Raw genomic sequence first — 26,987 nt, 5'->3', positions numbered from 1 at the left:
CTCATGCGTTGCATCGCGTTATCAGGAGATATGGCAATTTTTTCCTTAACCTCTCCCATTCTCGCGATCGAAACGAGTTGCGACGAGACGGCTTGCGCCATCCTGAGCCCGGACGGGGCTATTCTGGCCGAGACGGTTCACACCCAGTCAGGTCATGCAGCACTCGGGGGGGTGGTGCCTGAAATTGCCGCGCGGGCTCATCTGGCTCTTCTTCCCGGAATCGTGGCGGAAACATTGGATAAATCAGGCCTGACTCTCGACGAGATCGGGGCCTTTGCCGCGTGTACCGGGCCAGGGCTGATTGGCGGCCTGATCGTGGGGAGCAATTACGCAAAAGGGCTCGCTATCGCCAAAGATCGGCCGTTTGTTGCCGTCAATCATATCGAGGCCCATGCGCTGACCGCCCGCTTGCCGGGGGTAGTCGATCATGAGATTAAATTTCCGTATCTTTTGCTTCTCGTCTCGGGAGGGCACTGCCAGTGCGTTGCCGTGCGGGGGGTGGGCAGTTATGAAAAACTCGGCGGGACGATCGACGATGCCGCGGGGGAGGCTTTCGACAAGGTTGCCAAAATGCTCGGTCTAGGCTGGCCTGGCGGACCGGCACTGGAAAAACTGGCGAGCGAGGGGCGACCTGATGCCGTCAACCTGCCGCGGCCCTTGATGGGGCGCGAGGGCTGCGATTTTTCGTTCTCCGGGCTCAAGACCGCTGTGGCCAGACAGATCGCCTCTTACGGGATGGAGGCGCTACCGCGTGCGTTTGCCGCCGATATTGCAGCCAGCTTTCAGCGATGTGTCAGCGAAGTGATGGCTGATAGGGCGCGCCATGCTCTGGCGCTGATCCCCGATGCCAGAAGCCTTGTTGTTGCCGGGGGGGTCGCGGCAAACGGAATGATCCGCAGGGCGCTGGAGACCGTCTCCACCCATGCCGATATTCCCTTCGTGGCGCCGCCCTTGCGTTTATGCACTGATAATGCGGTGATGGTGGGGTGGGCAGCAATCGAGACAATCCGGTCTTATCGGCATGCAGGTCAGGCAATGGAAGATGGTATCTCGGCAGCGCCACGGCCTCGATGGCCGCTGACCGAAATCGTCGCAGCGGGTCAGATCGCGGCGGACGAGACTGACTAAAATTAAGGTGTCTGGCCCTAACGCTTAAAACCTGTTTATCTCAAGTCAATATCGAAGCAGGGGGATGACAAGCATGACAAAAGAAGATGATGCTTGGTTCAACGCTGATAATAAGGCTTCTGAGCTAGAGAGGCAGGCCGGTATTGCAGAACCGTCTCAGACTGTTAGCGGTTTCCTGTTGTCGATCATTCTACCATGTTTCGCCGTGGGCGTACTTCTTATCGCCACACTGTGGGGACTGATTTATAAATTTCATCTTCTGGGATGACTGGAATGGGCTTCTGCGGTCATGTTCGTGAGAACGCCCCTCTTGCAACGCTCTCTGAAACAGGGCAAAGAAGCGGCTCTTGCCGCAGGGGCGCCCCCCAGTGCGATGCGGGAGAGGTGGCCGAGTGGTTGAAGGCAGCGGTCTTGAAAACCGCCGTGCGTGCAAGCGTACCGTGGGTTCGAATCCCACCCTCTCCGCCAACTCTTTCCGCTTCTATCGCTGCAGTTAGACTACCACAGCGCTCTCGCTCCTTCGCGCATGGTACGTTGTGGAAACGCTCGGCAAATCCATTTCGGGTCGGCCCCAACGCCTCCGGGGCAGGTATACCGAAACACTGCCCTCTCTCGAGCATCCTGTGCACACTTGTCGATCTCGGATGATTCTTGCGTGGTTGCTTCAAATATTGTGGCATGAGCACTCGAGTTGGCGGCTGGCAAGCGCTTCGCGTCATTGCGTACGCAAAATCGCCTCATAAATCGCATGATGAAGCCCTGCTGGTGTGAGATCTTGCTTGGATCGAGGCGCCAAGGTTTGCGTCCCAAATTCGAAGATCAGAAAAGGGGTATGTCTTCCATTGCCGGGTGTTACCGCGTTCGGAATGGTGGGACGGTGATCGCCATAGAAAGCAAGTAGTGCAGGGTGTCCGCATTTTTCCAAAGCACCATGGATCGTGCCAAGAAGGGCGTCGCCGTGGGCCAAATGATCGAGGTAAGCCGACAGGCCTTCGGGCCACGGCCCATGATTTTCTATCGTGACCGCAAAGATGAAAGTACTCTGATCTTTTCTGACGGCGTCGTTGATTAAGCCAACGAGATGCTCTCCAAGACTTCTGTCGCTGACATGCGGTCCGCATTTCGCACTGCCGTCGAATTCGGCCGCCCCGACCAGCTTTGTGAAACCACTTGCTGGCATAAGTCTGTCGCGCGCGTAAAATCTCATGTCATGAGGATGTACGAAGATCCTGTTTTGAAAGAGTGACTTAAGTCTGTTTGGAAGCGCATCCTGAAAATGGGATTGCGCACTCAGATAGGGGTCGAAGCGTCTGAAGCCCAGTTCGGTCTCTTCATGGCCAAAGAGTACCCCGTATTCCGTACGCATCGTGTAGGCGCCAAAGCCCGACATATGCAGGCGGCCATGGTGTCGTGCCGTGTGGCGCAGCTGCTCCAGCTTGGGTAAGGGCGGGAGAGCCGCTTTCGTTGGCATGAGAGTCGTTGGATCGGCGAAGGACTCGCATTGTATGACAACAACGATCGGGACTTTCCCCACTGGCGGTTCTCTCCGCGCTGCCTGACTGTGCGACGAGATGGGACGGTGCCGATCCTGGAGCCAGAGTAACCAGCTAATTGACGTTGTTGCCAGAAATCCGTGCATGGGCATCGTGGCGTCGTAGTCAGGAAAGGGCATGAGGCGGCGGGGCAGGGATGTGCGTGCAAGTTCTCGTAAAAGAAGTAACGAACTGACACCGAGTAAGAGGCCGATGATACGCAGCACAAGGGTCGAACCACCGATACGCGTCAGATGCGTGAGGTCGAAAACGAACAGGGCTACGATGGTCAGAACGGTTGCCGATAGTCCTGACAGAACTGCAACGCGCGCGGGAAGAGGCAAGGCATCGACATAGAAGCGCGGATGCTGGAAGCATGCTTTTACCAATACGGCATCGCTGAACAGCAAAGGTTCGTCGAGCAGGGCGCGTTTGAGATTCGAGCCAAGAACAAGAAGGGCTGTTGCGACAATGCTGAGCACACCTGCGCCGACTGCCCGCCCGGTCACAGCAAGCGCACATCCGAACATCAGCAGGAGCGGAAGCACTCTGAACGGTAGCCCCATCGCGCGCTCTCGAAGAGGCGTTGAACGATGTGTCGGGTATTTATTGGGCTGGGCCATGTGATCGAGTGACGAGGCTATGACCAAAACGGCGAAAAACGTGCTCAGAAGCAGGATCACGGCAGGGTGTTCTTTGAAAAGCACGTGCGCACGCCGCCTTTTATCCGAGTCGATGAAGGTGGTTCCTGGATCGTCAACGGGCAGAAAATGGAGTTCGGTTCAGGTTGCATTGTCACTCTTGTCGGTTGGCTCTCGTGTTGACAGCTCAGCCCTCACCTGACAAGCGTGCGGGGTCTATCCTTGCGTATCGTTTTGTGGGCGTCGTTCTCTGTTCGAGTTTCTGAAACATTCCGGTCGACCAGAGGCGATCCGAGCAGATTCGGAATCTCTCATGGAGATGAGTTTGGCTCCCACCCTGCTATCGATTCCTCCTTTTGGCGCGCGTCTGCCTGTTCTGGGTAAGAGCGATTGCCTCTGGAGCGAGATCGTTCCAAGAGCGGTTAATCGCCGTAACGACCCCATCGTGCAGATCGTTTTGCAGGAGCAAATCGGAGGACCGTTCTGGGCACCCGACTCACCCGTGCGACGCAGATGTCTCGTTTGTGCGCCTGACAATCTTCAGGACGCCGAGATTCTATGGGCCGCGGTGAAAGCCCGTCGCCCGGCCGATGATTTGCTGCTGGTTTTGCCACACACCGCGCCGTATTGGCGCAAGTTGCGTGAGCGTGTCGGAATCGAAGGCGGCGCCGTTGTGTTCCTGCCTGTCAATCCGTCATCTCTTCTGGGGGCGGCACAGGAGGTGTTCACGCTTGCTGGCATCGTTTCGTCCCTGGCGGCGCTGGCAGCTTTGTCCGGCCTGACGTTCTGGAACGTGAGTCGGTCGGGAGGCTGGCCCGATTTCCCCGACCCTGATGCGCATGGTAAGGCAGTAGCGCTTCTTCTGGATAAGACGCATTATCAATGTCCTTATACTGGTGCGCCTTCTTCGGTTGAAGCTGCTTCAACTCTTCTGATCGAGTGGCGAGACATATTGCGGCAAAACCGTGAGATAGCGGTCTGTGCGGGAATGGCTTGGTGGAAACGGAAAAGGATCGGCGAATTCTTTTCCACCGCAGATTTCCGGTGTCCAAAGCCTCTCTTCAGACGGAGCGCTAAGGCGGTCTTGACCGCAGCGCGCATGGGCGGGATCGCAGTCTGGTCCACCAGAATGCCGCGAGGGCTCGAAACTGCTGCGAGGTCTGCGCAGCTTCCTGTTTATCGCGTCGAAGACGGTTTTATCCGTTCCGCGGGTCTGGGGAGCGGAATGCTTCCGCCTGCCTCGATTATCGTTGATCGTCTGGGCGTCTATTATGATCCACGAACGCCCAGTGATCTCGAGTCAATTCTCGCCACACACACTCTCGGGCCCGATCTGCAGGCCCGCGCGAGCCGTCTGATAGAGACCATCGTTACCCAGGCTGTGTCCAAATATGCCCATGGCGGCGCCAGCCCCAGTCTCGAAGCGCCGAAAGGGCGGAAGGTCATTCTCGTGCCGGGGCAGGTTGCCGATGATCTTTCGGTTCTTCTCGGGGGGGTAAGTGTGGGAGGCAATCTCGAATTGCTGAGACGCGTCCGGAAATCAGAGCCTGAGGCCTTTATCGTCTATCGACCCCACCCTGACGTAGATGCCGGTCATCGCAAAGGCGCAATCACAGATTCCGTGATTTTAGAGTTTGCCGATCGGATCTGCAGGGAAGGCGCGATGGCGCCTTTGCTCGATGCGGTCGATGAAGTGCATACCCTGACGTCGCTTGCCGGATTTGAAGCGCTCATGCGTTGCAAGCCTGTGACTACTTATGGACAGCCGTTCTACGCGGGCTGGGGTCTTACCCGTGATCACGAGCCGGTTAAGCGTCGGACGAGGCAACTTAACAGGGAGCAGCTTGTTGCTGCCACATTGCTGCTTTACCCGCGCTATATCGACCCATTAACCCACCTGCCATGTGGGCCCGAAACACTCATCTCACGTTTTGCGATTTCGGAATTGTGGCGTCCGGGTTTTCTGATGCGCTTGCGACGGTACCAAGGAGTTATGTCAAAAATGACCAGAAAAGGCTTCCAGGACGTGTCTCGTCGCCTTTTCCGAAGCCGGGGACTCTGAGTGAACGAGACTGAGATTGTGCAGAGCGCCGAGAAATTGCCCAAAGTGTCTGAACAAGAGGCTACGCCGCGTGTTCAGCGCAATGTCCTTCTCCTGCAAGGATTGATGGGACCGTTTTTTGGGAAGATCGGCAAGGCGCTACGCGACGATGGGTACGGCGTGTGGAAGGTCAATTTCAACGGCGGAGACCGTTTGTTCTGGCGTTTGCCTAATGGAATTGACTTCACGGGGCGGCCCAATGAGTGGCCCGATGCGCTGGCGCAGATTATTGCCACACGAGAGATCACGGACGTATTGCTCTTCGGGGATTGTCGCCCGTTGCATAGTGCCGCGATAGCCGTGTGCAGTCGCTTGCATATCCCAGTGCATGTTTTCGAAGAAGGCTACATCCGGCCCGATTGGGTGACGCTGGAGCTGGGTGGTGTCAACGGCAATTCCAGCCTTCCCAGAGACCCTCAATATTATTTGCAGCGAGCGCGGGAGCTTCCACCCGCGCCTGATCATCACCCAGTGCCATCGTCATTCAGGACGAGAGCGCTACAGGGACTCGCCTATAATACGGCTGATCTTCTCTCACGCTGGTATTACAGACACTGGGACAATTACCGGCCTTGGCATCCCCTGACGGAAGGGATGGGATGGCTTCGCAAGCTTCTTGCAAAAAAAGAGCGGGCTCAGCGAACAAAGGATACATTGGACAAGCTGAGGCAGGCGGATGTGCCGTTCATGCTATTCCCGCTACAATTGGATGCGGATGCGCAGGTACGTTTGCATTCCAGCTTTAGCGGCATGGCGGAGGCCATCCGCGCGGTTATTGCCTCATTTGCCGCGCACGCCCCGCATGGCTTACGTCTGGCCATCAAGGAGCATCCGCTTGATAACAATATCCGCAACTGGCGGAACGAGGTTGCCTTACAGGCGGCGGCCTATGGTGTGGCGGATCGGGTAGATTACTTCGAAACCGGCGACATAGCTGAGCTCGTGCGTGGTGCGATGGGGGTTATCACGATCAACAGCACGACCGGCACCCTGGCTTTGGCGGAGGGGAAGCCAGTCATCACTTTGGGTGACGCGGTTTATAGCCTGCCAGGAATTACTTTTCAGGGTACACTGGAGGAGTTCTGGGGCGATCCGGGAGAGCCTGATCGTAACATTTTTGCCGCCTATCGTCGTGTACTCATTGATCGCTGCCTGATCCCAGGGGGATTCTTTTCGGGCGAGGGGATCGATAAACTCGTCGACAGCGCAATAGAGCGTTTAACGAATCATAGCCCGCTTGATTTTGCTGCGGCCTCACGCGCTGAAATGCAACGTAGAGAAGCGCTCAGACGCGAGCTTGCGCATAATCCCAGCCAGTTGAAGAATGTCATCCCGGTCACGCGACAGTTATCGACATGAGCTCTTTTTTGGCGCCGATGAGGCCTTTCTATACGCTCGATATTTCCAGGTTGTTGTCGCGGGCCAAAGCCTTGGTCCCAACGGGAATTGACCGAGTGGAGCTGGAATATGCTCGCTACCTGCTTCGAGAAGCGCCGGAACGGCTCGAATTTGCGGCGATGCATCCATTGGGGCGATTTTCAGCGGTGCCATTCGCTGCTGCTGCTGAATTTATCGTTTCGATAGGCGCTTTTTGGGACCGAGGAACAAGTACTGAGACGGCGGTGTCGCGACTGGCCGCACGTCTTCAGAGTCGCATCCTTATGCCTAAATTGGCGCGAAGAGATGCAAGGCAACCTGCGGCATCTCAAGCCCGTGTCTACCTTCACGTCTCCCATCATCATCTTGTCAGGCCTGCGGTGATCGAGACGGCAATCAAGCGTCGACCGGGCACGTTATTCGTGCCGATGGTGCATGATTTGATCCCACTGGAATATCCTGAATATTCGCGGCCGCGAGAGCCCGCGCGTCACAAGCGTCGTATCGACACTGTTCTGCGTTATGCGGATGCAATTCTGACTCCCTCACGCGCGGTGCGTGCTTCACTGGAGCGCTATGTCGATTTAACGGACAGAGAGAGTCTGCCCGTCTGGTCGGTGCCGCATGGTGTTCATCTCAAAGCCTTCGAAAGTGAGGTTTCGGCAGCAGAGATGCGCGGAGAGGCAACCGAGAGGCCTTACTTCATTTATCTGAGTACGATCGAGGCAAGGAAAAATCACCTTCTTCTGCTCAATATCTGGCGGCGTCTCATTGAAACCCATGGGGATACGGCGCCGAGGCTGATCATTATTGGCAAGCGCGGTTGGGAAAATGAGCAGGTTCTGGATATGCTCGAACGTTGCCCTAGCCTGCAGGGCTACGTGCAAGAGCATAATGCGTTGTCCGACACCGAGGTTGTTAGGCTGTTGCGCGGAGCTCGCGCGTTGTTGTTTCCCTCATTCACGGAGGGTTTTGGGCTACCTTTGGCGGAGGCTCTTGCGCTCGGTACACCGGTGTTGTGCTCCGATATTCCTGTCTTCCGCGAAATTGGTGGCGACGTGGCCCGCTATATCGATCCGCTCGATGGTCTGACTTGGATGCGGCAGATCGAAGCATTATCGAAGAAGACGGTCGAAAAAGCTCGATCTTCCGTCTCAACCGCTCCCAGTCTCGTTGTCGATTGGCCAAACAGCGTCGGGATGGCTCTTGATCATATAGAAAGCTTCGCTGCCCAGAGTCATCCGGGCCGGTGACGGCCCGGATGTTCCCGGAGATCAGCCTCGTTTCCACGAACTTACGGCAGCAAGTCCGGTAGCCAGCAAGAGCTCTGCGCGCTCTTGAGTATCTGCTTCGACATAGATGCGTAGTTCGGGGGCGTTGCCCGATGGGCGCAGATGAATATTTTCGCCACTTTTGAAAGTCATGCGCACACCGTCCGTCTCATCGACATGTGACAAAGGGCCGCAGGCGGTCAGAAAGCCCAAGGATTCCGCGACTTTTTCAGGAGCGGAACGAAGTTTTTCGATCGCTGCCTGGCTTATAACTGTCGGAATTTCCGCGAGGCGGTCGCTCATAGTGAAGCGGGGCGGTAATTTGCGTATCAGAGCACTAAGTGTGCTACCGGACTGACGCGCGCTTACCAAGGCACACAGCATGGGAAGAACTGCATCTCGTGTCGGCAAGGAGGGTATCGTGCGCCCTTCGAGTGTCACTGGACTAGCAAGCAGAAACCCACCATTCGCCTCGTATCCAACTGAGGGAACCACGCCTTTGAGTGCAGCTTGCGTCATGCTCTCCACTACAAACGGCGAGCCGATTCGCGTGCGATGAACTTCCTGAGCGAACCCGGATTTTTCAAGAGCTGTGTTGCTGCTCACCGGTGTTGTGACTGCGGCTGCACCCAAGAATTGCGCGGTAATGATACCAAGGACATCGCCCCGCAGCCAGTTTCCACCTTCATCCGCAAGTAGCGGGCGATCTGAGTCGCCGTCCGTGGTTAGAATGGCGTCGAGCGCGTGTTCTGCACTCCATCCGTGCGCGAGTGTCTCGTCCTCCGGGCGCACGGCTTCGGTGTCGACCGGAATAAAGATGTCCGAACGCCCCAAGGGTAATGCAAGACCACCAAGTGCCGTAACGATTTGCGTCAGGACGTCTCGCCCAACAGCCGAATGCTGATAAATGCCCAGTTTGAGGCCAGAGAGCGCTTCGGACCCGAAAAAGTCGGTGTAGCGCGTGATGTAGTCCGGTACGACGTCGAACGTCTCAGGGAGATCGATATCGGTAATCAGGGCTCCAGCAGTATCGAACCATCCTGCCGGTAGATCGACGTCCTGCTCGCGCATCGCCGTTTCGTCGGATTTGAGAAACTCACCATGGGCGCGGTTGAATTTGATGCCGTTGCGGTCAGATGGAATATGACTGCCGGTCACCATAAGAGAAGGAATGCCTTGGGCAAAAGCATGGCTACACAAGGCGGGCGTTGGAGCCTGACCGCAGAGAACTGCCTCACCCTTCATCTGGATCACCGCCGCGACGCAGGCGCGCATAATGCGAGGCGTGCTAGGGCGCAAATCTCCTGCGATGGCTACAGCAACGCCAGGCGCGAATTCTCCAACCGAGCGCAGGTGCTTTAGATAGCCAACCGTACACGCGTAACAGACCGCGTCTGTCATCGCCGTGACGAGGCCTCGAGCGCCACTGGTGCCAAAGGCAACACCGGATCGAGCCATCCATTCAGCAATCTTCATGTAATATCATTACCTTCGCTATCAGATTGAGCGTAGACAGGTTTGCCTGATAGCCCGCCACTCGATTTCAAGCATAAGCCGTTTTGTCAAAAAGCCTTTCTACTTTCCCTTCTAACCTAAATCATCGCAATCAAGGGGCATTTGCCATCTCCTAGGAAGGATCAGCGATTCTTCTGCTAAACCTGAGAAATAAAAACCGTGATTAGGGACGGTGCCAGGATAAATGGTGAGTTTATCACAACGCTTCACCACAGGTTATGCATCGGAACGTCCGTCATCCTGCGTTGACGTGAGTCAAGATCTCTGGCGCTAAAGATCGTTTTTAAGTCAACCAGTTCGTCAAGTCGCCTGGTCTTGATGATAACAGCTGTGGGAAGATCGTCGATCCGGTCTGGCTACAGACAGCTGACTTTCTCGATATTTCGCGTTCATAAAAAGTGGAACTGACTTCTCGTGTTCCGTCGCGCTATCTTCAGGACATCACCTCGAAACGCTACGTAACACTGAGAAACGCAGTTCTCGTTTCGCCGCGCATTCTGCTAATTTTTCGTCAAGTTCCTGTTCGTTGCGCTGTCGATCGTCTTGTTGACGGTTGCTTCGAGCTGCGGAATCAACGATGCTGTGTTAATTCGCGGTCAAGATGAGAAAGCTGTTCCATTGAGGAGAGACGCGTCGCAAAAGGGATCTATGCATGACCGTTAGGCTGTTCAAAAACGCTTGGCTCGAGTCTCTGACGTATATGCCGATCTATGTCTATGTGCCGGTCTGGACTAGCTTCATCGTCATCCTGTTTATCGACTGTCTGCCTCAATCATTTGGCCAACTTGTGTGCGCCTATGTCGTCGGTTTTCTTGTCTGGACACTCACAGAGTACTTGGCTCATCGTTTCCTGTTTCATTTTAAATTTTCGTCTGAGTTTGGACGGAAATTCGTCTTTCTGATCCACGGTAATCATCATGAGTTGCCGAAGGACAAGCTGCGAAATATGATGCCGCTAATTGTGACGATACCGATTGCGGTTCTGCTTTGGTGGGCTTCGCACGCGTTAGCGGGGAAGGCGAGCACAGCTTATTTCGGCGGGTTCCTCGTGGGATACGTGTTCTACGATCTCGTACACTATGCTTGCCACCAATGGGGTCTCACTTGGAGTCCTTTTCTCCGCCTGAAGCGACATCATCTCATCCATCATTATTCAGTGCCGGATAAGAATTTTGCGGTCAGCACGACGTTCTGGGACTCTATTTTTCACACGAAGTCCCGTCGCTCGTCCTGAAAATGGATCTAGGAATCGATACTCGCAATACGGGACGCCCCGGCGGTACGGGAATCGCGACCTACGCTATGTTACTCTTCGAGGCGTGTCATCTGGTTGGTCTATCGCCGAAATGGCTGCACGATAATGCAGATCAGACAGTCCATAATCATTCCCTGAGCAGGCGTCTTTTCAGAGTGGCCCGAAGCCTACATTCTCAGTGCTTGCTCGAGAGCGCCGATGATGGGTTTAGTGGCCAGGATCTTTATCGCACCGCAGAGGTAAGGGATCGCCTTCGACTGAGCGAACGACCGCTTTACGTCGCCCACGCCGAGCCGCCTGCAATTATGCATTGGACGTGCCCTCTCCCGATCACATGGCCTGGAATCCCGAATGTCGTGACGATGCACGATCTGATACCTATGTTGCAGCCCGATCTGTGTGGTTCGGGCACGAGCCGCACGCACCGTCGTCTCAAGCAGTGCGGCGATGCCGCTGTGGCGATCGTAACAGTGTCCGATGCAGTCCGGGACGATATCATCGAGCATCTGGCTTATCCGGCAGACAAGGTGGTGAACCTGTCGCAGCCAGTATCTTTCTCGCCGTCACTTATTGCCGAGGCGCGTCGCGAGGCTGTGATATGCCCGCCAGGCAGTTTCCTTTATTTTGGTCTTCTCGAGCGGCGCAAAAATATCGGTCGCATGATCAGGGCTCACGGTCTTTCCGGGTCGCATCGTTCCCTTGTCCTGATCGGTAAGCAGGGTTTTGGCGCCGAAGAGGAGCTGGCTGCTCTGGCGGAGCATCCAGCTCCTCAACGCGTGCAAATCCTGCCGTGGTGCAGTCGTGCCTCTTTGGTTCGTGCCATTCTAGAGGCACGTTGCGTGTTTTTCCCGTCTCTTGCTGAAGGCTTCGGGCTGCCGATCGCTGAGGCGATGACCTTGGGTACCCCTGTCATCACTAGCCAAGGGCATGCTACCGAAGAGATAGCAGGCGGCGCCGCATATTTGGTAGATCCATGCGATATCGAGGCTCTCACGGTTGCTCTCTCTAGAGTAGGAAGTGACGACGTACTCGCAAGCCGGCTCGTGGAGGCCGGTTACGCGCGTTCGCAGGCATTCACCCTAAGGGCTTACGCAGAGCGGCTTGGAGTTTTCTATGGTAATATTGTCAATTACTAACTCTGGCCTGGTAATTACTTTTTCTCAATAGGGCCAATCTTGAGCCATGAGATTTTCGATGCCTACCTTCGCGTTTCGATGGGATAGCTACGGGTTCTATTGCAATTTCGAAGAGGGCGGCGAGATTTGTATTTACGCAGCATAATATCAGCAGAAACATAACAGTTCTGACACATTCGGTTAACGCCGTAGGTGGCTTGTCTGATGTGCTGACTACTCGTTTACTTTGATCGGCCGCATGCAGTTTCAGGTCCATGCCGCTTTCGGCACAGTCGATAAGAAGCCCGAACGGCTTATTTAACCGCAGGCTTGAAGCCGTATGGTGTGCCTTGAGGTAGATCGCATGAATCACAGTGGCCCGGAGCCGCGCTCGCGCACGGGGGGGGGTAGGCTATCCGTCATCCGCCTGAAAATGCTCATATCGTCCTAACGCTTCCAACGGTTGTAGAGCTTCTTGTACGGAACCTTTTTCTAAGGCACATCATGCCAGCGCGCAGCATTGCGACTCACAAAAAATCCGCTTATTCCGCGGCGGTCATTAGCGCGAAGTTTGCCGTGACTCTCAGGAAAAAAGCGACGCAGACGCTCCTTCTGTTCGTCCGTGGATTAAGCAGGTTGTTCCTTACTCAGGCTCGTTTAAGAGCCTGAATCAAAGCGCCCTCTGAAAACCAAGGGGGTTCTGAGCCCTAGCATGCTTCCTGCCCCTTAAGACGGAGATGCGGCGGATAGTTCGAACCGGAGCGACGTGTTTCCTCAGCATAATCGCGGGTGATAAGCGTCTGGGACAAGGAATAGGTTGACCAGAGAGGTCAGTGGACCTGCTTGGCAAGCAATTTTATTGGGCCTTAGCCCTTTCCCGATAGGGCGCACTGCCGAATAAGGATTCGGCAGTGCAAGTAAATTTTAGGCGTTGCCTGCGGTCTCGGGGAACTGCTGAGCGCGCTTGGCCTGCCAGAGGGCAACGAAATCGATCGGCTGCAGCACGATCGGCGGGAAGCCGCCATCGCGCGTCACGTCGCTGATGATGCTACGCACATACGGGAAGATCAGGCGTGGCACCTCGACGAGCAGGATCGGCTCGACCAGCTCTGCCGGGGCATCGGTCAGAGTGACGATGGCGGCGTAGGTCAGTTCGGCGATGAACACCGTGCGGCCAGGCTGGCCACCTTCGGTCTCGGGCGCTTCCGTCGCTTCAGCGCGGATGGCCAGAGCGACTTCGAAAACCGGCTGCGCTTCTTCAAGGCGGTTGGCCTGCACGTCGATATTGACGGAGATCTGCGGCGCCGAGCGAAGAGTTGCGAAAATTGCGGCGCCTGCCGGAACCTCGAAAGAGAGATCCTTCGTGTATTGCAGGTTAACCGACAGGGGCAGGGCAGGCGGGTTGCCCTGCTCGGGTGCCGGGTTCTGGGCGGTATCGGACATGGAGCCTCGCAATCAAAGTCGTATTACACGCAGCCGAAATCGGCTGCATTTCGTGCTTTCAAGCCGGTAGCATGATCCCCCTCATACGCCAACTCTTCGTCAATTCCTGCGCAATTGTGACCATGATCTGGGTCTGGCGCCCGGTGAGGGTGTTGTGTGGCCGATAAAGCCGCTTTACCAAGGGGCCATGCCCTTCGAGATCAAGAATAGCAAGAAGCTGAAACTGTGATGTCCTTCCTTCAGAATATTCCTTATGACATCGTCATCTTTGCGCTGCTGAGCCTCGTGCTGGTCTGGCGACTACGTGCTGTGCTTGGTCGACGTGTCGATGTCGGGGGTCAACAAGCTGCCGGCCCTGTGCCCATGCCGTGCGGGCAGGAGAGGATGGATGCACCTCAGCCTGTGATCGAAGAGCCCAGTGCGCGCTTTGATATTCCCCAACCCGGCACACGCGTGGGTCAGATTCTTGGGGAAATTACCGTCTCCCAGCCCGGATTCAAGGCGGATACGTTTCTGCAGAACGCACAAAAAGCATTCCGCGCAGTCGTGGCAGCCTTTGCGGAGGGTGATCGCGCCACGCTGCGCACTTATCTCAGCCCCGAGGCGTTTGCAGGTTTCGAGGCAGCCATAGTCGCCCGGGAGGCGGCGCAGCAGAAGCAGCGTACCGAAATCGTGGGCATTAACAGTCTCGCCATCGTCGACGCGTTTTTCAGCCGCATCAGCGGACATGAAAAAGCCCGGATTGATGTGCAGATCGTGTCGCGTCAGATCAGCATCCTCAACGATGTTGACGGCCAACCCTTGATCGGAACGGAATCGGTCACCGAGTTTTCGGATCTTTGGCAGTTCGAAAGCGAAAGCGGCCAGGGTTTGCCACCGTCAACCTGGCATCTGGCTGCTGCGCGCGCTGCCTGACATTCCTTCGGCAGGGGGCGTGGAGCACCCTGACCTTGCTTCAAAAAGCTGCGTCTCGCGGGGCGCACGACAAACTCGGTTTGCCATGAACATAGTTTCTCGTCTTTCCCTCGGGCTCGGACTTGCTCTACTCGCCTCTTGTACGGAGCCAGATTCGGCCAGACCGCTTCAGCTCACGCCGCTCACCTACGGCATGCTGGATGGCTGGTCGGCGGAGGCTCCGGAAACTCTGCTGCCGTTGCTGCGTGCGGAATGCCAGCGCCTCATGCGCCTGCCCCCGGAAACGCATCTGGGCGGCGTTGCCGGGGCAATTCCCAATGGAAGCATTGCCGGTGAGTGGCAGGGCGCCTGCACGGCTCTTCAAAGCATCGGCAATACGCGCGAGGCGGCACGCAGCTATTTCGAGCAGTGGTTTGCCCCCTATCTCGTCTCGAATGACGCGCTCTTTACCGGCTATTACGAACCTCAGATCTACGCATCGGCCGTCAAGACGGACGCGTTCCAGACTCCGCTCTACGCACAGCCTGCCGACCTGATCCATACAAAGGATACGGCTGGTGAGTGGGTGACAGGGCGATGGGAAGGCGGAAAATTCGTCCCTTATTATACGCGGGCTGAAATCGACCATGGGGCCTTGTCTGGTCGTGGGCTCGAAATTGCTTGGTTGCGCTCGCCGGAAGACCTGTTTTTTCTGCAGATTCAGGGCTCGGGTCGCCTCGTCATGACCGATGGTTCTATCCGGCGCGTGGGATTTGCAGCCAAGAACGGTGCGCCTTATGTGCCGATCGGGCGTGTCCTGGTCAGCCGTGGCGACATGGCTGCTGAGGATGTCTCGCTGCAAAGCCTGAGAAACTGGCTCGCCGCCTATCCGGATCGGGCGCAGGAGGTCATGGAGCAGAACCCGGATTACGTGTTCTTCAAGCGTGTCGATTCCATTCCGCTGGATCGCGGAGCGCCGGGTGCGATGGGCGTGCCGCTTACGCCCGGTCGGTCCGTTGCCATCGACCGTAGTCTCCTGCCGATGGGAGCCCCGATCTGGGTAGATACGCATCTGCCGCAGGCCAATGGTGGCGAGGGGCACTGGATGCATCTTACCTTTGGCCAGGATGTCGGAAGCGACATCAAGGGGGCCGATCATGCCGATCTGTTCACCGGTTGGGGCGAGGATGCCGAGCACCTGGCAGGCAAGATGCGCAGTCATGGCCGCATGATCGTTTTACTGCCGCACCCTCCAGCCTGATGACGCAGGAAAAAGTCAGGGCAAGGCGAGAAGCGATAGGTCGTCACGCCCTGATCAGGGGGGACGCTATCAATGTCATGCGTCGCATGGAAACGGCGTCAGTCGATATTGTGGTCACGTCGCCGCCCTATAATATCGGCATTGCCTACCGAACCTATAAAGACAGTCTGGCTGAACAGGATTATATCGGCTGGATGCAGACAGTTTGCACCCAGATCGCGAGGCTGCTTAAGCCCGATGGGTCGTTTTTTCTCAATATTGCTGGATCATCGTCGCAGCCCTGGTTGCCCTTCGAGCTCATTACCCGGCTGCGTGACCTGTTCGTTTTGCAAAACCATATAGTGTGGATCAAATCGGTTTCGATTGAGGAAAAGACCTATGGTCATTTCAAGCCGGTCAACTCGACCCGTTTCATCAACCATAACCATGAGCACGTGTTTCATCTGACCCAACGAGGCGATGTCAGGTTGCAGCGTCTGGCCGCGGGTGTTCCCTTTACCGACAAGACGAATATCACGCGCCGGCGTCATGCCGTCGATCGGCGCTGCCGCGGGAATACGTGGTTCATTCCCTATGAGACTGTACGGCACAAGCGCGAGAAATTTCTGCATCCCGGCACTTTCCCTGTCGCTCTGCCTACGGCCTGCATGACTCTTCATGGCTACGACGAACAGACGGTGCTCCTCGACCCGTTCATGGGTACAGGCACAAGCCTCGTGGCGGCGCAGGAACTCGGCGTGCAGGGAGTCGGGATCGATATCGACACGCGTTATGTGGCGGTCGCGCGTCGTAGGCTACGTCGCAGCATGGAAGAAGAGCCGGGCATGAGCGAAGACGCGAGCTGAACATTGAATTGGTCACTGAAGGCGCTTTCGGGACGCTTCCGATAAAGTGGCCCTGCGTTCCAGCGCGGGACACGCCACCGTTGCTAGGTCTTTGTATCGGGAGAACCTTTCAATGTGATCGGAAACATTACTTTGACACGGAGTGCCATAAACCTCAGGTTGCGGTCGCTTGCGTTCAGGATCAGGAGGATACCGGTTGTCCATAGCCACCACCAGAAGAGGCCTCGTCAGAAAAAGTATTGTGGGGCTGGTTGTGGCGGGCGCGCTCGCCTACGGCGGGACAATTGCCTATCTGACCCGTTTCGATCACCAGGGCGCCCCGCGACTGCCGACGAGTAGTGCCACATGGCACGACCCCAAGGCACTCGCCGCATTCAACGCCTTCAGAGAAACGCGCTGCGATTATTGTCACACGCGCACCTCCGATTTGCCCTTTTATTTCAAGCTGCCATTTGCCAATCAGATCATGAAGCGCGATCTCGTTGCGGGTCAGCGTCATTTCCGCATCGACCCGGTTATTGCCGCATTTCAGGCCGGTAAGCCGCCTTCGGTCGAGCAGCTTTCTCGCATCGAAGAGGTCATCCAGCAAAACCGGATGCCGCCCGCAGCTTATCTGCTAATGCACCCTCATGCGTATATGACCGAAAAATCGCGTAGCGATGTGCTGGCATGGATTGCCGATCAACGTCGCCGCTACTACGCAACGCCGGGTGTGGCGCCGCAATTCGCAGGAGAGGTTATCCAGCCCATTCCGGAGAGTGTCCCCGTCGATTGGACGAAGGCAGAGTTGGGCCGCCAGCTCTTTTTCGATCGTCGTCTGTCTGGCGATGGCAAAATGAATTGTGCGAGCTGCCACGGGCTGGACAAGGGTGGCGTCGATAATCTCGTGACGGCGACCGGTATCAATGGACAGAAGGGCCCCATCAATGTGCCGACTGTCTATAACGCCGTGTTCAGCATCGCCCAGTTCTGGAACGGGCGCGCAGCTGATCTTGCTGCGCAGGCTGCCGGGCCGGTAACGAACCCGGTCGAAATGGGGGCTCACGACTGGGAAGGCGTGGCCGCCATTATCGCTGCAGTCCCGGAATATCATGCGGCGTTTGCCAGTCTTTACGGTGCGGACGCAGTCAACCAGAAGACCGTTACGAATGCGATCGCTGAGTATGAGAAGACGCTGATCACACCGGATAGTCCGTTCGATCTTTATCTCAAAGGCGACAACAACGCGATTACGGCACAGGAAAAGCGTGGCTATGAGCGGTTCAAGGCCATTGGATGTTCCGGCTGTCATAGCGGCGTGGCGGTCGGTGGCGATGCCTATGAGGTCATGGGTCTTGAAGGACCGTATTTCGCCGAACGCAAGGCAGGTCTGACCGCAGTCGATTCCGGGCGTGAGGGATTCACTCATGCCATCGAAGACCATCAGAAGTTCAAAGTACCGAATCTGCGCAATATCGCGCTGACCGCGCCCTATTTTCATGACGGCAGTGCTGCAACTCTGGATGAGGCGGTGCGTCTGATGGCGCGTTACCAGACGCCTTACGCCGAGCTTCCAAAGCGCGACGTAGATGATATTGTGGCGTTTCTCAAAACACTGACCGGCAAATATCAGGGTGTGCCGCTCCAGCAGGTTGTCGCCGCCCCCCCGCTGAAGGCCCCAGAGGCACAATAAGAACGCCGGGTTTTGCTCCGATGCGTTCAGAGAAGGAAGAAGTGTGGTCCGACGCGATCTGAGTGCTGACGAAGAAAGTCTCTGGCAGGCTTTCGCTCGCACGATCCTGCCCCTTCGTGGGCGTCAGATCATGTCGCCACGCAAGCGGCACAACAGGGCGCCGCGATGCGCGGCGAGCGGTCTTCCTGCGCCCATTCCTGTCAATTCGGAGCAAGAGGGAACGACACAGATAACGGTGCGTGTGCGGGAGGTAATCCGGCCTGCGGCCGCTCCCTCGAAGCTAGCGCGTATTCAGGATCGTCTCGAAATCAATGGCCGTCAGCCGGGCCTCGACACGACCTCGTGGAATGCCCTCTCAACCGGAAAAATGAGACCGCAGAGGCGCCTCGATCTGCACGGACATTTTGCACAGGATGCCTTCCACAAGCTTCACCACTTTCTGCACGCCTGTAGTGCGCAGGGCATACGTTGCGTCGAAGTCATCACCGGGCTGGGTAGCGGACAGGAAGGCGGCGTAATCCGCCAGGAGCTTCCGCATTGGCTGGAGAGGGGCGATATACGCCCACTTATTCTGGCCGTCGTACACACTCACAAGAAGAACAAGGGCGCTGTGCGCATCCTGCTCAGGGCGCGTAACAGGGTCTGAGCGTTCTGTCTTGAGCTCAGGTAGGGCGCGTCTCCTGGCCCTGGCGCCATCTTGGCTGGTTGTTGTTGATCCATCGACGCAGAGCCAGCAGCGCCGTCAGATCCGGCTCAAGCTGGTTGAGTAGTGGTGCCGCGTCGGCACCGGCCGTGATCGTCAGATGCTGGGCGTCATTCCACTTCTTGAGAATGGGATCGATCACCGCCTCCTGCGCTGCATGGCGCCAGCGTGCTACCGCCAGAGGTGGGGTCAGCATGGGGAGTGCCAGCACCAGTGCCGAAGCAGCGGCATTGGCGACGGATAGCCAAGACTGATACAGGGCGCCGCTCGGTGCATGGCCGCGCGCCATCTGGTAAGTGGCTTCGAAATCGGGCACGCCGGGAATCACGGGGCCGGAATAGAAAATGGGTTTTATGCCCTGAGGCGCTGAGGCGATATCTGCGGAAAGGTCGTCGTCCGGGCCCGGGGTAAGCTGAACGGCGTCGACTTGCCCATTCTTCAGCGCGTCAAGAGCCGCTTCCTTCGTTCCGTAACCGGGAACCGGTAGCGGATGCAGCCCCAGAAGGGAGAGGCCAAGGAGGCTCGTCAGTTCCACTCCGGTTGCATGAGACACTGCGAGCCGCACAGGGCGATCATGAAACAGGCCGCTCAGGCGCGATCTGATTGTCCGATGCAGCTCTGCGCGAGCAATCGTCACAACAGGGCGGCGCGCCATGATCAGCGCGGCCCAGCGCGAGAAATCGAAATGAACGCGGCCATCGCCGGAGAGCGAGGCGATCAGTGCGGCGCCCGGAGCCAGAATGGTGGTCCCACCATCGGCCTCGGGGCTGATCGTATCGAACAGATTGGCTGCGGTCACACCGTCACGCCCCAGATCGTAATGAGTGGCGATGGGCGAGGGGGTGGCGAGGCCTCTGGCGAGAGCCGCAGCAAGAAGGGGAGCGACCTGACCGGGCAGAGAGTCCGGTCCGCCGCCGACAATCAGCTTGGGTGAGCCGATGAGGGAAGACGAGCCTTCGCTTTGCTCATCGTCCTCCCAGGCGCGGGCGGGAGAGATCGCGGCCAGACTGGAGGCGGCAAGGGTAGAGAGAAGCGTGCGACGCGACAGGGATTGCCTGGCCATAAACGGCATTATCTTGGTCCGCACTTCTTTCCCTTCACTGCCAGATCGTCTGGCTTGCGCGTTAAGCCAGACGAATACGGCTAAATAGTGACCCCGCGATCAGGGCCATTTCACCTCAGGAGGCATGCTCATCAGAATGGCCTCGGTATTGCCGCCAGTCTTGAGCCCGAACACCGTACCACGATCGTGAATGAGATTGAACTCGACATAGCGCCCTCTGCGAATGAGCTGCGCCTCGCGCTCGGCTTCGGTCCAGGCTTGCATCATGCGTGAGCGCACGGCGCGTGGGTAGGCTTCGTAGAAAGCAAGCCCCACATCCTTGGTGAAGGCGAAATCGTTATGCACATCGCCGCTGCTGAAGTGATCGTAGAAAATCCCGCCTAACCCGCGTGGCTCACCACGGTGAGGCAGATAGAAATACTCGTCGCACCAGGCCTTGAAGCGCTCATAGTAAGCCGGGTCGTGGCGCATGCATGCATCGCGGAACGTATCGTGGAAATCCGCGGCATCTGCCTTGGCTTCCTCGCTATCGGGGAAGATCGGCGTGATATCGCCACCGCCGCCGAACCAGCCATTGCTCGTGATGATCATGCGCGTATTGAAATGCGCGGCGCTCACATGCGGGTTGCAGGGATGGGCTACCAGCGAAATACCGGTGGCGAAAAAGCGCGGATCGACGTCTGCGCCCGGCATGTTCTTGCGAAACTCTGGCGAAAACTCACCCCACACCGTCGAGACATTGACGCCGACCTTCTCGAACACTCGACCGCGCATGACCGACATGACGCCGCTACCATGAAGGTTGCTGTTTTCGTCCGCACTTCTATCCCAGGCTGTACGCTTAAAGCGACCGGCTTCGGTCTTGTCGCGCAGCACGGGAGAGTTCTTGGCGACGGCCTCGTCTTCGATCGCTTCGTAGGAAGCGCAGATCCTGTCGCGCAGGGTCTCGAACCAGTGCCGTGCTGTCTCCTTGAGGGAGTCATGGGGCACATGATCACGAATGAGGGTGCCGAAGGTCTTGGGATCCAAGGTCTCGCTCATCGCAAGCTCCGCATTCTGTTCCAGCCGGTCTTCCGCCAGCCTGAGTGCAAAAGCCTATACCAAAACCGGCCGATTGAAACCATGACGGTACGCATGAAAACACCGACAGGTTGCGAACTGCGTCAAACTGGTGTTCCTGAGGCTTCTGTTGACGACAAGACGAAAAGGCAGTTTCGCATGAGTGAAGATGTGACGATCGAGCCCGTAATCGGCCTTATTGGCGGTTCGGGCCTCTATGACATCGATGGGCTGGAAGAGAAGGAATGGCGTCGGGTCGAGACCCCCTGGGGCGAACCTTCCGACGCACTGCTTTTCGGACGGCTGAACGGCGTGCGCTGCGTGTTTCTGCCGCGCCACGGACGCGGGCACCCGATCCCGCCTTCAGAGCTGAATTTTCGCGCCAATATCGATGCGCTGAAACGCTCAGGCGTCACTGATATCGTTTCGCTCTCGGCCGTGGGCTCGCTGCGTGAAGATCTGCCGCCCGGCAAATTCGTACTGGTGGATCAGTTCATCGACCGGTCATTCGCGCGCGAAAAGAGCTTTTTCGGTCGTGGCTGTGTGGCGCATGTCGGCATGGCCGACCCGGTCTCGGCACGCATGGGCGATGTGATCGTCGAACAGGCCGGGAAGATCGGTGTCGATATGGTGCGCGGCGGGACGTATCTCGTGATGGAAGGCCCGCAATTCTCGACCCGTGCCGAGAGCGAGCTTTATCGCCAATGGGGCTGTTCGGTGATTGGCATGACCAACATGCCTGAGGCCAAGCTCGCACGCGAAGCTGAAATGTGCTATGCTAGCATCGCTATGGTGACCGATTACGATTGCTGGCATGACGACCATGACTCCGTCACTGTCGATGCTGTGGTCGCGGTCATGACCCAGAATGCCGCAAAGGCGCGCGCGCTGGTCACGGCGATTATCCCCGAACTCGGCAAGAAGCGTGGTCTTTGCCTGTCAGGCGCAGAGCGGGCGCTTGATCACGCGATCATCACCGCCCCTGACGCTCGGGATCGCCAGCTCCTGGCGAAGCTCGACGCTGTGGCCGGTCGCGTCCTGCGCTGAACTGACAAGGCGGAGGCGTCAGCTTATGGGCTGCGCCGCCTTCGCCCTTTTCTCAAGATGGCTCGTTTTCTTTCTCCGGGAAGTGATCCCGGTCGCCCTGATCGGTCAGTCTCTCGGGAAATTCTCCCAGATTTTTCTGAATTTCGGCGTTCTCGACCTGCACATCGGCGAATTGTGCATCGGGTAGCGTATCGACCGGGATTTCGCCGGAATGGGGGTGTTCTTCCATGCCGACGATCTCGGAAGCGCTTTCCCGATAGGCCTCGGCGCCGCAGCCCGGCTTGCCGTCAGCCTCCCAGAGTTCGCGCGCCTTTGCCGCTATGCGTGCATCGCGTTCAGGGCTGTCGATCAGAGGATTAAGAGGGGTTTGTTCATTGGGCATGGTCTTGCTTTCTTTTCTCAGAGATGGGAGGCGAAAAACGTCATGCTGCGCTCATGGGCGAGGTCACGAGCGCCTTTGTTGAAACTGGGACGGTCATCGCAGCCGAACCCATGCCCGGCTTCGTCATAGACAAAGATTTCGACTTCGGGCCGGTTCTCGCGGACCGTGTTGATATCGGTATGCGGGATATGATCGTCTTCGCCGCCGAAATGAAGCTGGACCGGACAATGGGGCTTCTCATGGCTGACGGCAGCGATGCCGCCGCCATACCACGCCGCCGCTGCCGCAAACTCACGCGTGCGTGTCGCCGCTTCCCATGCTACGAGTCCACCCCAGCAAAAGCCGAGAATACCGACCTTCTGATGGCCATGCCTGTTGAGGGCATGGGCACTCGCGGTAACATCGGCCAGTAATCCGTCGGGGCTGATCCGGGCACGCAGGGCAAGGCCCTCTCGCATGCCCTCGCTATCATACGGCAGGACCGCGTCGCGTTTCTCCCTGTCGAATAGCGCTGGCGCAACGACATGATAGCCGTGCCGATCTGCTAGTTCGTCACAGACGGCACGGATATGGTCAGTCAGCCCGAAAATTTCCTGCACAACGACTAATGCGTGCTTGGCAGAAGGCTCTCCCGCCTCGTAGGCAGAAAAATGATGGGTGTCCGAAGCGGTAAGGGATATCAGGCGTCCCATGGAACGACCCTCCTTCTTTCTTGTTCGTTCATAGACAGGATCAACGATCACCATGACTGAAATCGTCAATCTGCGTCGTGTGCGCAAACGTCTGGCTCGTGAGAAGGATGCCCGCAAGGCGGAGGAAAACCGGGCGCTGTTCGGCCGAAGCAAGGGGGAACGCCTCAGGTCGGAAGCAGAGAGCGCCCGTCTGACGCGCGATCTTGAAGGCGCCCGGCTGGACCCCGCCGGGTCTGCGGATGACGCTTCAATGAAAAGTGACATTTGCCCTCATGACGACACTTGACGATCGGCGAGGGCTCTCCTACCTCTTTGGCACTCTCGTATCGGGAGTGCTAACGCGCTGCGGCTAAGCGGGCGCGCAAACCGGCGGCGTTGCTTTTGAGCAAGGACGTCGCCTTCAGAGAAAAGTGGAGCGATCCATTATGACAAATTTTCGGCCTTTGCATGACCGTGTCGTCGTCCGTCGCCTTGAGGGCGAGCAGAAGACGGCCGGTGGCATCATCATCCCCGACACCGCCAAGGAAAAGCCCATGGAAGGCGAAATCGTCTCCGTCGGTTCCGGTGCGCGGAATGAGCAGGGTCAGGTTGTGGCACTGGACGTCAAGGCTGGCGACCGCGTGCTGTTCGGCAAATGGTCCGGCACCGAGGTGAAGATCAATGGCGAAGAGCTGCTGATCATGAAGGAAAGCGACATCATGGGTGTGATCGGCTGATTTCCAGCCTCCCCATCGTCGCAAACTGAACCTCTACTGGAGATAAGAATATGGCTGCCAAAGACGTAAGATTCGGTGCCGATGCACGCCAGCGCATGCTGCGCGGCGTTGATATCCTTGCTGACGCTGTAAAGGTCACGCTGGGCCCGAAGGGTCGCAACGTTGTTCTGGACAAGAGCTTCGGCGCACCGCGCATCACCAAGGACGGCGTTTCCGTCGCCAAGGAAATCGAACTGGCTGACAAGTTCGAGAACATGGGCGCCCAGATGGTGCGCGAAGTGGCCTCGAAGACCAACGACACGGCTGGCGATGGCACGACCACCGCAACCGTTCTGGCTCAGGCCATCATCCGTGAGGGCGCCAAGGCTGTTGCCGCTGGCATGAATCCGATGGATCTGAAGCGCGGTATCGACAAGGCTGTCCTGGCTGTTGTCGCCGAGCTGAAGGCCAACACGCGCAAGATCACGACCCCTGCCGAAACGGCTCAGGTCGGCACGATCTCGGCAAACGGCGAGCATGAAATCGGCGAGATGATCTCGCAGGCCATGCAGAAGGTCGGTTCCGAGGGCGTCATCACGGTTGAAGAAGCCAAGGGCCTGCACACCGAACTCGACGTCGTCGAGGGCATGCAGTTCGATCGCGGCTACATCTCGCCGTATTTCGTGACCAACGCCGAGAAGATGCTCGCCGATCTGGATAACCCCTATATCCTGATCCACGAGAAGAAGCTCTCCTCGCTGCAGCCGATGCTGCCGCTGCTCGAAAGCGTCGTACAGTCCGGCCGTCCGCTCATGATCATCGCAGAAGACGTCGATGGCGAAGCGCTAGCTACGCTGGTCGTCAACAAGCTGCGCGGTGGCCTGAAGATTGCTGCTGTCAAGGCTCCTGGCTTCGGTGATCGTCGCAAGGCCATGCTGGAAGACATTGCTATCCTGACGGGTGGTCAGGTCATCAGCGAAGACATCGGCATCAAGCTCGAGACCGTGACGCTCGACATGCTCGGTCGCGCCAAGAAGGTGCATATCGAGAAGGAAAACACCACGATCGTTGAAGGCGCCGGTAACACGGACGACATCAAGGGCCGTTGTGCACAGATCCGCGCGCAGATCGAGGAAACCACCTCGGACTACGACCGTGAGAAGCTCCAGGAGCGTCTTGCCAAGCTCGCCGGTGGCGTCGCCGTGATCCGCGTCGGTGGCAGCACCGAAGTCGAGGTGAAGGAGCGCAAGGACCGCGTTGACGACGCCCTGCACGCAACCCGCGCTGCTGTCGAAGAAGGCATCGTTCCGGGTGGTGGCACGGCTCTTGCCCGCGCTTCCGTCGCCCTGAAGGATCTCTCCTTCCAGAACGACGACCAGCGCGTCGGCGCGGACATCATCCGCAAGGCTCTGCAGGCTCCGCTGCGCCAGATCGCGTTCAACGCTGGTGAAGACGGCGCCGTCATCGCTGGCAAGGTGCTCGAAATCGCTGAGTACACGCACGGCTTCGACGCGCAGAACGCCGAATACAAGGATCTGGTTGCCGCTGGCATCATCGATCCGACCAAGGTTGTCCGTACGGCTCTTCAGGATGCAGCTTCGGTTGCCGGCCTGCTGATCACGACTGAAGCCATGGTTGCCGAAAAGCCCGAGAAGAAGGCCGCTCCGGCCGGTGGTCCGGGTGGCATGGGTGGCATGGGCGATATGGATTTCTGATCCAACGCCTTTTCATCGAGGTTACGAAAGAGCCGCCCTGTCGAAAGACAGGGCGGTTTTTTTATGCCTGTCGCGCGGGGAACGGAGGCGCCCCCGCTATGCAAGCAGGGGGATGAAAATTTGCGGTGTAGCCTCTGGCCGCGAGGCAGAGTGCGCTGGATGTGTCGTAGAGGCGCGGCTTCTGGCCCGCCTGGGCGGTCAGATAGCGCGTCGGTTGGTAAAAACTGCGACCTTCAGCCGACTGGGCAGCGCCAGTGCTTGCCCGTAAGCCCCCTCTCAAAGCGGCGCTCCGGTTCGCTTGGCCGTTCGGTTACGAGGAAAGGTGCGGGTCCGAAGGCACAAATTGTCCGATCAGACAGGTGACCTTGGAGGGGGTGGCCTGAGCGAGGGGGGCTTGGTGAGTTAAGTGATGCAAGCCCGTCACGGTCCCAGGCGGCGGAGCGTCATGCGGTCATGACACCCCATTTCGATGGTCTAGGACGCGACTTCAAATCTGCCGATCACCGATTGAACCCGCTCTTGCGGTTGTGGAGCGGGTTCTGGGTGCGGGGGGCGATGCCTTATTTCTCGGCGGCGCTCATTGTGCCGATAAAGGGCAGGGGAGCTCCGGCGCTGAGATAGACGGGCATTGTACCTGACCAGCGATCGAGCGCCTTTTGTTGCAAAAGGGATGGGGTCAGAGACTGGGAAACCAGCGCGTTGGCTTTTGCCTGTGCCTGAGAGGTGACGAGCAGCGCCTGCGCCTGTCCCTGCGCCGTCGCGACAGCGGCATCGGCCTGAGCCTTGGCCTGCACCACTTGAGCCTGCGCCGAGATCTGTGTCTGTTGCAGGGTGTACTGCGCCTGAAGTGCCTGTTGTTGCGCAACCTGCTTGGACTCGATCGCCTGCGCATAAGCGGTCGAGAAAGCGAAGTTTGCCGTGTTCACAGAATGAATGGTCAGATGATAGGGCTGAAGCGAGCGGATAATCAGATCCTTGATTTGCCCATCTACCAGATCGCGCTTGGTGATCAGTTCTTCGGCGTTGTAATTGGCAGTGATCGCCTTCACGTCGTTCGAGACCGTGGGCTCGATAATCCGATGGGCCAATGTATCGAGGGTACGGAAATCGCGGTAGAAGCCGGGCGCATCGGCTGGTGCGATATGGAATGTCACCGAGACGGAGGTGCGTACATCCTGAAGGTCATGGGTCGCGGCCTGCTCATGTGACGTGATCGTCTGGGGCTGAGTCGAGACCAGAACGATTTTCTGATAGACGGGTAGCGCGATGTGTAGGCCCGGTTCCAGAGCCGCAGGCTGGACGGAGCCGAAATTCGTCAGAATACCGCAATATCCCGACGTGATCTGATAGAATGGATTAAGTATCGCGACCACCAGAACGGCACCCAGAACGAGGCCGCCATATTTGAATAATCTGGGCGAGATAGTCGACGGGGGCTTCGGGAAACCTGTAACGTTATTATTCCACATCTTGAGCACGGTCCATTTGCGTGTTCAGCAGGACGATACGCTGCCGTATCTGTTACTATGACGAGAGCAGACATGCGATGTCAAAGACCCGGCAAATATATCGATCTCAATG

General features: G+C 57.5%; 24 protein-coding genes and 1 tRNA gene. 17 read left to right on the top strand and 8 right to left on the bottom strand.

What is annotated here, in order from left to right:
• Positions 1–30 precede the first annotated feature (30 nt).
• The 3 genes from tsaD to ABHV46_RS03255 all read left to right on the top strand — a co-directional run bounded on the left by tsaD (position 31) and on the right by ABHV46_RS03255 (position 1,596).
• Positions 31–1,128, top strand: coding sequence for a tRNA (adenosine(37)-N6)-threonylcarbamoyltransferase complex transferase subunit TsaD (gene tsaD, locus ABHV46_RS03265; protein ID WP_438382684.1), 1,098 nt, complete (start codon positions 31–33; stop codon positions 1,126–1,128).
• Between the two features lie 73 nt (positions 1,129–1,201).
• Positions 1,202–1,396 carry a hypothetical protein gene (locus tag ABHV46_RS03260; protein WP_336945078.1) on the top strand — a complete coding sequence of 65 codons (195 nt, stop codon included), beginning with the start codon at positions 1,202–1,204 and terminating at the stop codon, positions 1,394–1,396.
• Between the two features lie 110 nt (positions 1,397–1,506).
• Positions 1,507–1,596: transfer RNA gene (locus ABHV46_RS03255), tRNA-Ser, on the top strand.
• A 247-nt stretch (positions 1,597–1,843) separates the two neighbouring features.
• Here ABHV46_RS03255 and ABHV46_RS03250 read toward each other — a convergent pair.
• The gene (locus ABHV46_RS03250; RefSeq protein ID WP_438382683.1) at positions 1,844–3,367 is read right to left on the bottom strand and encodes an LTA synthase family protein; all 1,524 of its coding nucleotides are present in this window, start codon (positions 3,365–3,367) and stop codon (positions 1,844–1,846) included.
• 247 nt (positions 3,368–3,614) lie between these two features.
• On the opposite strand from ABHV46_RS03250, the gene ABHV46_RS03245 reads away from it, so the two are divergent.
• The 3 genes from ABHV46_RS03245 to ABHV46_RS03235 all read left to right on the top strand — a co-directional run bounded on the left by ABHV46_RS03245 (position 3,615) and on the right by ABHV46_RS03235 (position 8,032).
• Positions 3,615–5,363: a capsular polysaccharide export protein, LipB/KpsS family gene (locus tag ABHV46_RS03245; RefSeq protein WP_438382682.1), complete on the top strand. Its 1,749-nt coding sequence runs from the start codon at positions 3,615–3,617 to the stop codon at positions 5,361–5,363.
• Positions 5,364–5,468: 105 nt separating this feature from the next.
• On the top strand, positions 5,469–6,761 hold the full coding sequence (locus ABHV46_RS03240; RefSeq protein ID WP_336945280.1) for a capsule biosynthesis protein: 1,293 nt from the start codon (positions 5,469–5,471) through the stop codon (positions 6,759–6,761).
• Positions 6,758–8,032: a glycosyltransferase family 4 protein gene (locus ABHV46_RS03235; protein WP_438382681.1), complete on the top strand. Its 1,275-nt coding sequence runs from the start codon at positions 6,758–6,760 to the stop codon at positions 8,030–8,032. Before ABHV46_RS03240 ends, ABHV46_RS03235 begins: the two co-directional genes overlap by 4 nt.
• 21 nt (positions 8,033–8,053) lie before the next feature.
• On the opposite strand, the gene ABHV46_RS03230 is transcribed toward ABHV46_RS03235, so the two are convergent.
• Positions 8,054–9,508, bottom strand: coding sequence for a phosphomannomutase (locus ABHV46_RS03230; protein ID WP_438384209.1), 1,455 nt, complete (start codon positions 9,506–9,508; stop codon positions 8,054–8,056).
• 709 nt (positions 9,509–10,217) lie between these two features.
• Between ABHV46_RS03230 and ABHV46_RS03225 the strand changes: the two genes are divergently transcribed.
• Positions 10,218–10,799, top strand: a complete 582-nt coding sequence (locus ABHV46_RS03225; protein ID WP_438382680.1) for a sterol desaturase family protein — start codon at positions 10,218–10,220, stop codon at positions 10,797–10,799.
• A gap of 383 nt (positions 10,800–11,182) precedes the next feature.
• Complete coding sequence (locus ABHV46_RS03220; RefSeq protein WP_438384206.1) at positions 11,183–11,956, top strand: glycosyltransferase family 4 protein; 774 nt, start codon at positions 11,183–11,185, stop codon at positions 11,954–11,956.
• Between the two features lie 903 nt (positions 11,957–12,859).
• Here the strand turns inward: ABHV46_RS03220 and secB are convergent.
• On the bottom strand, positions 12,860–13,378 hold the full coding sequence (gene secB / locus ABHV46_RS03215; RefSeq protein ID WP_336945083.1) for a protein-export chaperone SecB: 519 nt from the start codon (positions 13,376–13,378) through the stop codon (positions 12,860–12,862).
• A 228-nt stretch (positions 13,379–13,606) separates the two neighbouring features.
• Between secB and ABHV46_RS03210 the strand changes: the two genes are divergently transcribed.
• The 5 genes from ABHV46_RS03210 to ABHV46_RS03190 all read left to right on the top strand — a co-directional run bounded on the left by ABHV46_RS03210 (position 13,607) and on the right by ABHV46_RS03190 (position 18,696).
• The gene (locus ABHV46_RS03210) at positions 13,607–14,293 is read left to right on the top strand and encodes a Tim44/TimA family putative adaptor protein (RefSeq protein ID WP_438382679.1); all 687 of its coding nucleotides are present in this window, start codon (positions 13,607–13,609) and stop codon (positions 14,291–14,293) included.
• 85 nt (positions 14,294–14,378) lie between these two features.
• Complete coding sequence (gene mltA / locus ABHV46_RS03205; protein ID WP_438382678.1) at positions 14,379–15,533, top strand: murein transglycosylase A; 1,155 nt, start codon at positions 14,379–14,381, stop codon at positions 15,531–15,533.
• A complete protein-coding gene (locus tag ABHV46_RS03200; RefSeq protein WP_438382677.1) occupies positions 15,533–16,378 on the top strand; it encodes a DNA-methyltransferase in 846 nt (281 codons plus the stop codon). The genes mltA and ABHV46_RS03200 overlap by 1 nt, the downstream gene beginning before the upstream one ends.
• Positions 16,379–16,574: 196 nt before the next feature.
• Positions 16,575–18,050, top strand: coding sequence for a cytochrome-c peroxidase (locus ABHV46_RS03195; protein WP_438382676.1), 1,476 nt, complete (start codon positions 16,575–16,577; stop codon positions 18,048–18,050).
• 43 nt (positions 18,051–18,093) lie between these two features.
• A complete protein-coding gene (locus tag ABHV46_RS03190) occupies positions 18,094–18,696 on the top strand; it encodes a Smr/MutS family protein (RefSeq protein WP_438382675.1) in 603 nt (200 codons plus the stop codon).
• A 16-nt stretch (positions 18,697–18,712) separates the two neighbouring features.
• On the opposite strand, the gene ABHV46_RS03185 is transcribed toward ABHV46_RS03190, so the two are convergent.
• Together ABHV46_RS03185 and hemF are read right to left on the bottom strand one after the other, a co-directional pair.
• The gene (locus ABHV46_RS03185; RefSeq protein ID WP_336945090.1) at positions 18,713–19,816 is read right to left on the bottom strand and encodes a hypothetical protein; all 1,104 of its coding nucleotides are present in this window, start codon (positions 19,814–19,816) and stop codon (positions 18,713–18,715) included.
• A 99-nt stretch (positions 19,817–19,915) separates the two neighbouring features.
• On the bottom strand, positions 19,916–20,857 hold the full coding sequence (hemF, locus tag ABHV46_RS03180; RefSeq protein ID WP_438382674.1) for an oxygen-dependent coproporphyrinogen oxidase: 942 nt from the start codon (positions 20,855–20,857) through the stop codon (positions 19,916–19,918).
• 177 nt (positions 20,858–21,034) lie between these two features.
• Between hemF and ABHV46_RS03175 the strand changes: the two genes are divergently transcribed.
• Positions 21,035–21,922, top strand: coding sequence for an S-methyl-5'-thioadenosine phosphorylase (locus ABHV46_RS03175; RefSeq protein ID WP_438382673.1), 888 nt, complete (start codon positions 21,035–21,037; stop codon positions 21,920–21,922).
• Between the two features lie 52 nt (positions 21,923–21,974).
• Here the strand turns inward: ABHV46_RS03175 and ABHV46_RS03170 are convergent, their stop codons facing one another.
• Together ABHV46_RS03170 and ABHV46_RS03165 are read right to left on the bottom strand one after the other, a co-directional pair.
• Positions 21,975–22,304: a DUF2934 domain-containing protein gene (locus ABHV46_RS03170; protein ID WP_438382672.1), complete on the bottom strand. Its 330-nt coding sequence runs from the start codon at positions 22,302–22,304 to the stop codon at positions 21,975–21,977.
• Between the two features lie 17 nt (positions 22,305–22,321).
• Positions 22,322–22,996 (bottom strand): dienelactone hydrolase family protein, encoded by a 675-nt coding sequence (locus ABHV46_RS03165; RefSeq protein ID WP_438382671.1) that lies wholly within the window; start codon positions 22,994–22,996, stop codon positions 22,322–22,324.
• A 52-nt stretch (positions 22,997–23,048) separates the two neighbouring features.
• On the opposite strand from ABHV46_RS03165, the gene ABHV46_RS03160 reads away from it, so the two are divergent.
• From ABHV46_RS03160 to groL, 3 genes are all read left to right on the top strand, one after another.
• Positions 23,049–23,282 carry a DUF4169 family protein gene (locus ABHV46_RS03160; protein ID WP_438382670.1) on the top strand — a complete coding sequence of 78 codons (234 nt, stop codon included), beginning with the start codon at positions 23,049–23,051 and terminating at the stop codon, positions 23,280–23,282.
• 139 nt (positions 23,283–23,421) lie between these two features.
• Complete coding sequence (gene groES, locus ABHV46_RS03155; RefSeq protein WP_025841744.1) at positions 23,422–23,712, top strand: co-chaperone GroES; 291 nt, start codon at positions 23,422–23,424, stop codon at positions 23,710–23,712.
• Positions 23,713–23,762: 50 nt separating this feature from the next.
• Positions 23,763–25,406: a chaperonin GroEL gene (groL, locus tag ABHV46_RS03150; protein ID WP_025886664.1), complete on the top strand. Its 1,644-nt coding sequence runs from the start codon at positions 23,763–23,765 to the stop codon at positions 25,404–25,406.
• 560 nt (positions 25,407–25,966) lie between these two features.
• Here groL and ABHV46_RS03145 read toward each other — a convergent pair.
• Positions 25,967–26,875, bottom strand: coding sequence for a prohibitin family protein (locus tag ABHV46_RS03145; RefSeq protein WP_438382669.1), 909 nt, complete (start codon positions 26,873–26,875; stop codon positions 25,967–25,969).
• Positions 26,876–26,987: the final 112 nt, after the last annotated feature.

The organism is Asaia sp. BMEF1 (genome assembly GCF_051628905.1).
GTDB lineage: Bacteria > Pseudomonadota > Alphaproteobacteria > Acetobacterales > Acetobacteraceae > Asaia.
The sequence above is the reverse complement of the archived record's forward strand: the minus strand, read 5'-3'. Positions and strand labels throughout refer to the sequence as shown.

Coding starts and splice junctions, on each gene's coding strand:
- ABHV46_RS03220 (WP_438384206.1), top strand. CDS start 11,183: ATGCACGATCTGATACCTATGTTGCAGCCCGATCTGTGTGGTTCGGGC.
- ABHV46_RS03170 (WP_438382672.1), bottom strand. CDS start 22,304: ATGCCCAATGAACAAACCCCTCTTAATCCTCTGATCGACAGCCCTGAA.
- ABHV46_RS03165 (WP_438382671.1), bottom strand. CDS start 22,996: ATGGGACGCCTGATATCCCTTACCGCTTCGGACACCCATCATTTTTCT.
- ABHV46_RS03185 (WP_336945090.1), bottom strand. CDS start 19,816: ATGGCCAGGCAATCCCTGTCGCGTCGCACGCTTCTCTCTACCCTTGCC.
- ABHV46_RS03175 (WP_438382673.1), top strand. CDS start 21,035: ATGAGTGAAGATGTGACGATCGAGCCCGTAATCGGCCTTATTGGCGGT.
- mltA (WP_438382678.1), top strand. CDS start 14,379: ATGAACATAGTTTCTCGTCTTTCCCTCGGGCTCGGACTTGCTCTACTC.
- hemF (WP_438382674.1), bottom strand. CDS start 20,857: ATGAGCGAGACCTTGGATCCCAAGACCTTCGGCACCCTCATTCGTGAT.
- secB (WP_336945083.1), bottom strand. CDS start 13,378: ATGTCCGATACCGCCCAGAACCCGGCACCCGAGCAGGGCAACCCGCCT.
- ABHV46_RS03240 (WP_336945280.1), top strand. CDS start 5,469: ATGGGACCGTTTTTTGGGAAGATCGGCAAGGCGCTACGCGACGATGGG.
- ABHV46_RS03230 (WP_438384209.1), bottom strand. CDS start 9,508: ATGGCTCGATCCGGTGTTGCCTTTGGCACCAGTGGCGCTCGAGGCCTC.
- ABHV46_RS03145 (WP_438382669.1), bottom strand. CDS start 26,875: ATGTGGAATAATAACGTTACAGGTTTCCCGAAGCCCCCGTCGACTATC.
- groES (WP_025841744.1), top strand. CDS start 23,422: ATGACAAATTTTCGGCCTTTGCATGACCGTGTCGTCGTCCGTCGCCTT.
- ABHV46_RS03210 (WP_438382679.1), top strand. CDS start 13,607: ATGTCCTTCCTTCAGAATATTCCTTATGACATCGTCATCTTTGCGCTG.
- tsaD (WP_438382684.1), top strand. CDS start 31: ATGGCAATTTTTTCCTTAACCTCTCCCATTCTCGCGATCGAAACGAGT.
- ABHV46_RS03160 (WP_438382670.1), top strand. CDS start 23,049: ATGACTGAAATCGTCAATCTGCGTCGTGTGCGCAAACGTCTGGCTCGT.
- groL (WP_025886664.1), top strand. CDS start 23,763: ATGGCTGCCAAAGACGTAAGATTCGGTGCCGATGCACGCCAGCGCATG.
- ABHV46_RS03235 (WP_438382681.1), top strand. CDS start 6,758: ATGAGCTCTTTTTTGGCGCCGATGAGGCCTTTCTATACGCTCGATATT.
- ABHV46_RS03200 (WP_438382677.1), top strand. CDS start 15,533: ATGACGCAGGAAAAAGTCAGGGCAAGGCGAGAAGCGATAGGTCGTCAC.
- ABHV46_RS03245 (WP_438382682.1), top strand. CDS start 3,615: ATGGAGATGAGTTTGGCTCCCACCCTGCTATCGATTCCTCCTTTTGGC.
- ABHV46_RS03225 (WP_438382680.1), top strand. CDS start 10,218: ATGACCGTTAGGCTGTTCAAAAACGCTTGGCTCGAGTCTCTGACGTAT.
- ABHV46_RS03260 (WP_336945078.1), top strand. CDS start 1,202: ATGACAAAAGAAGATGATGCTTGGTTCAACGCTGATAATAAGGCTTCT.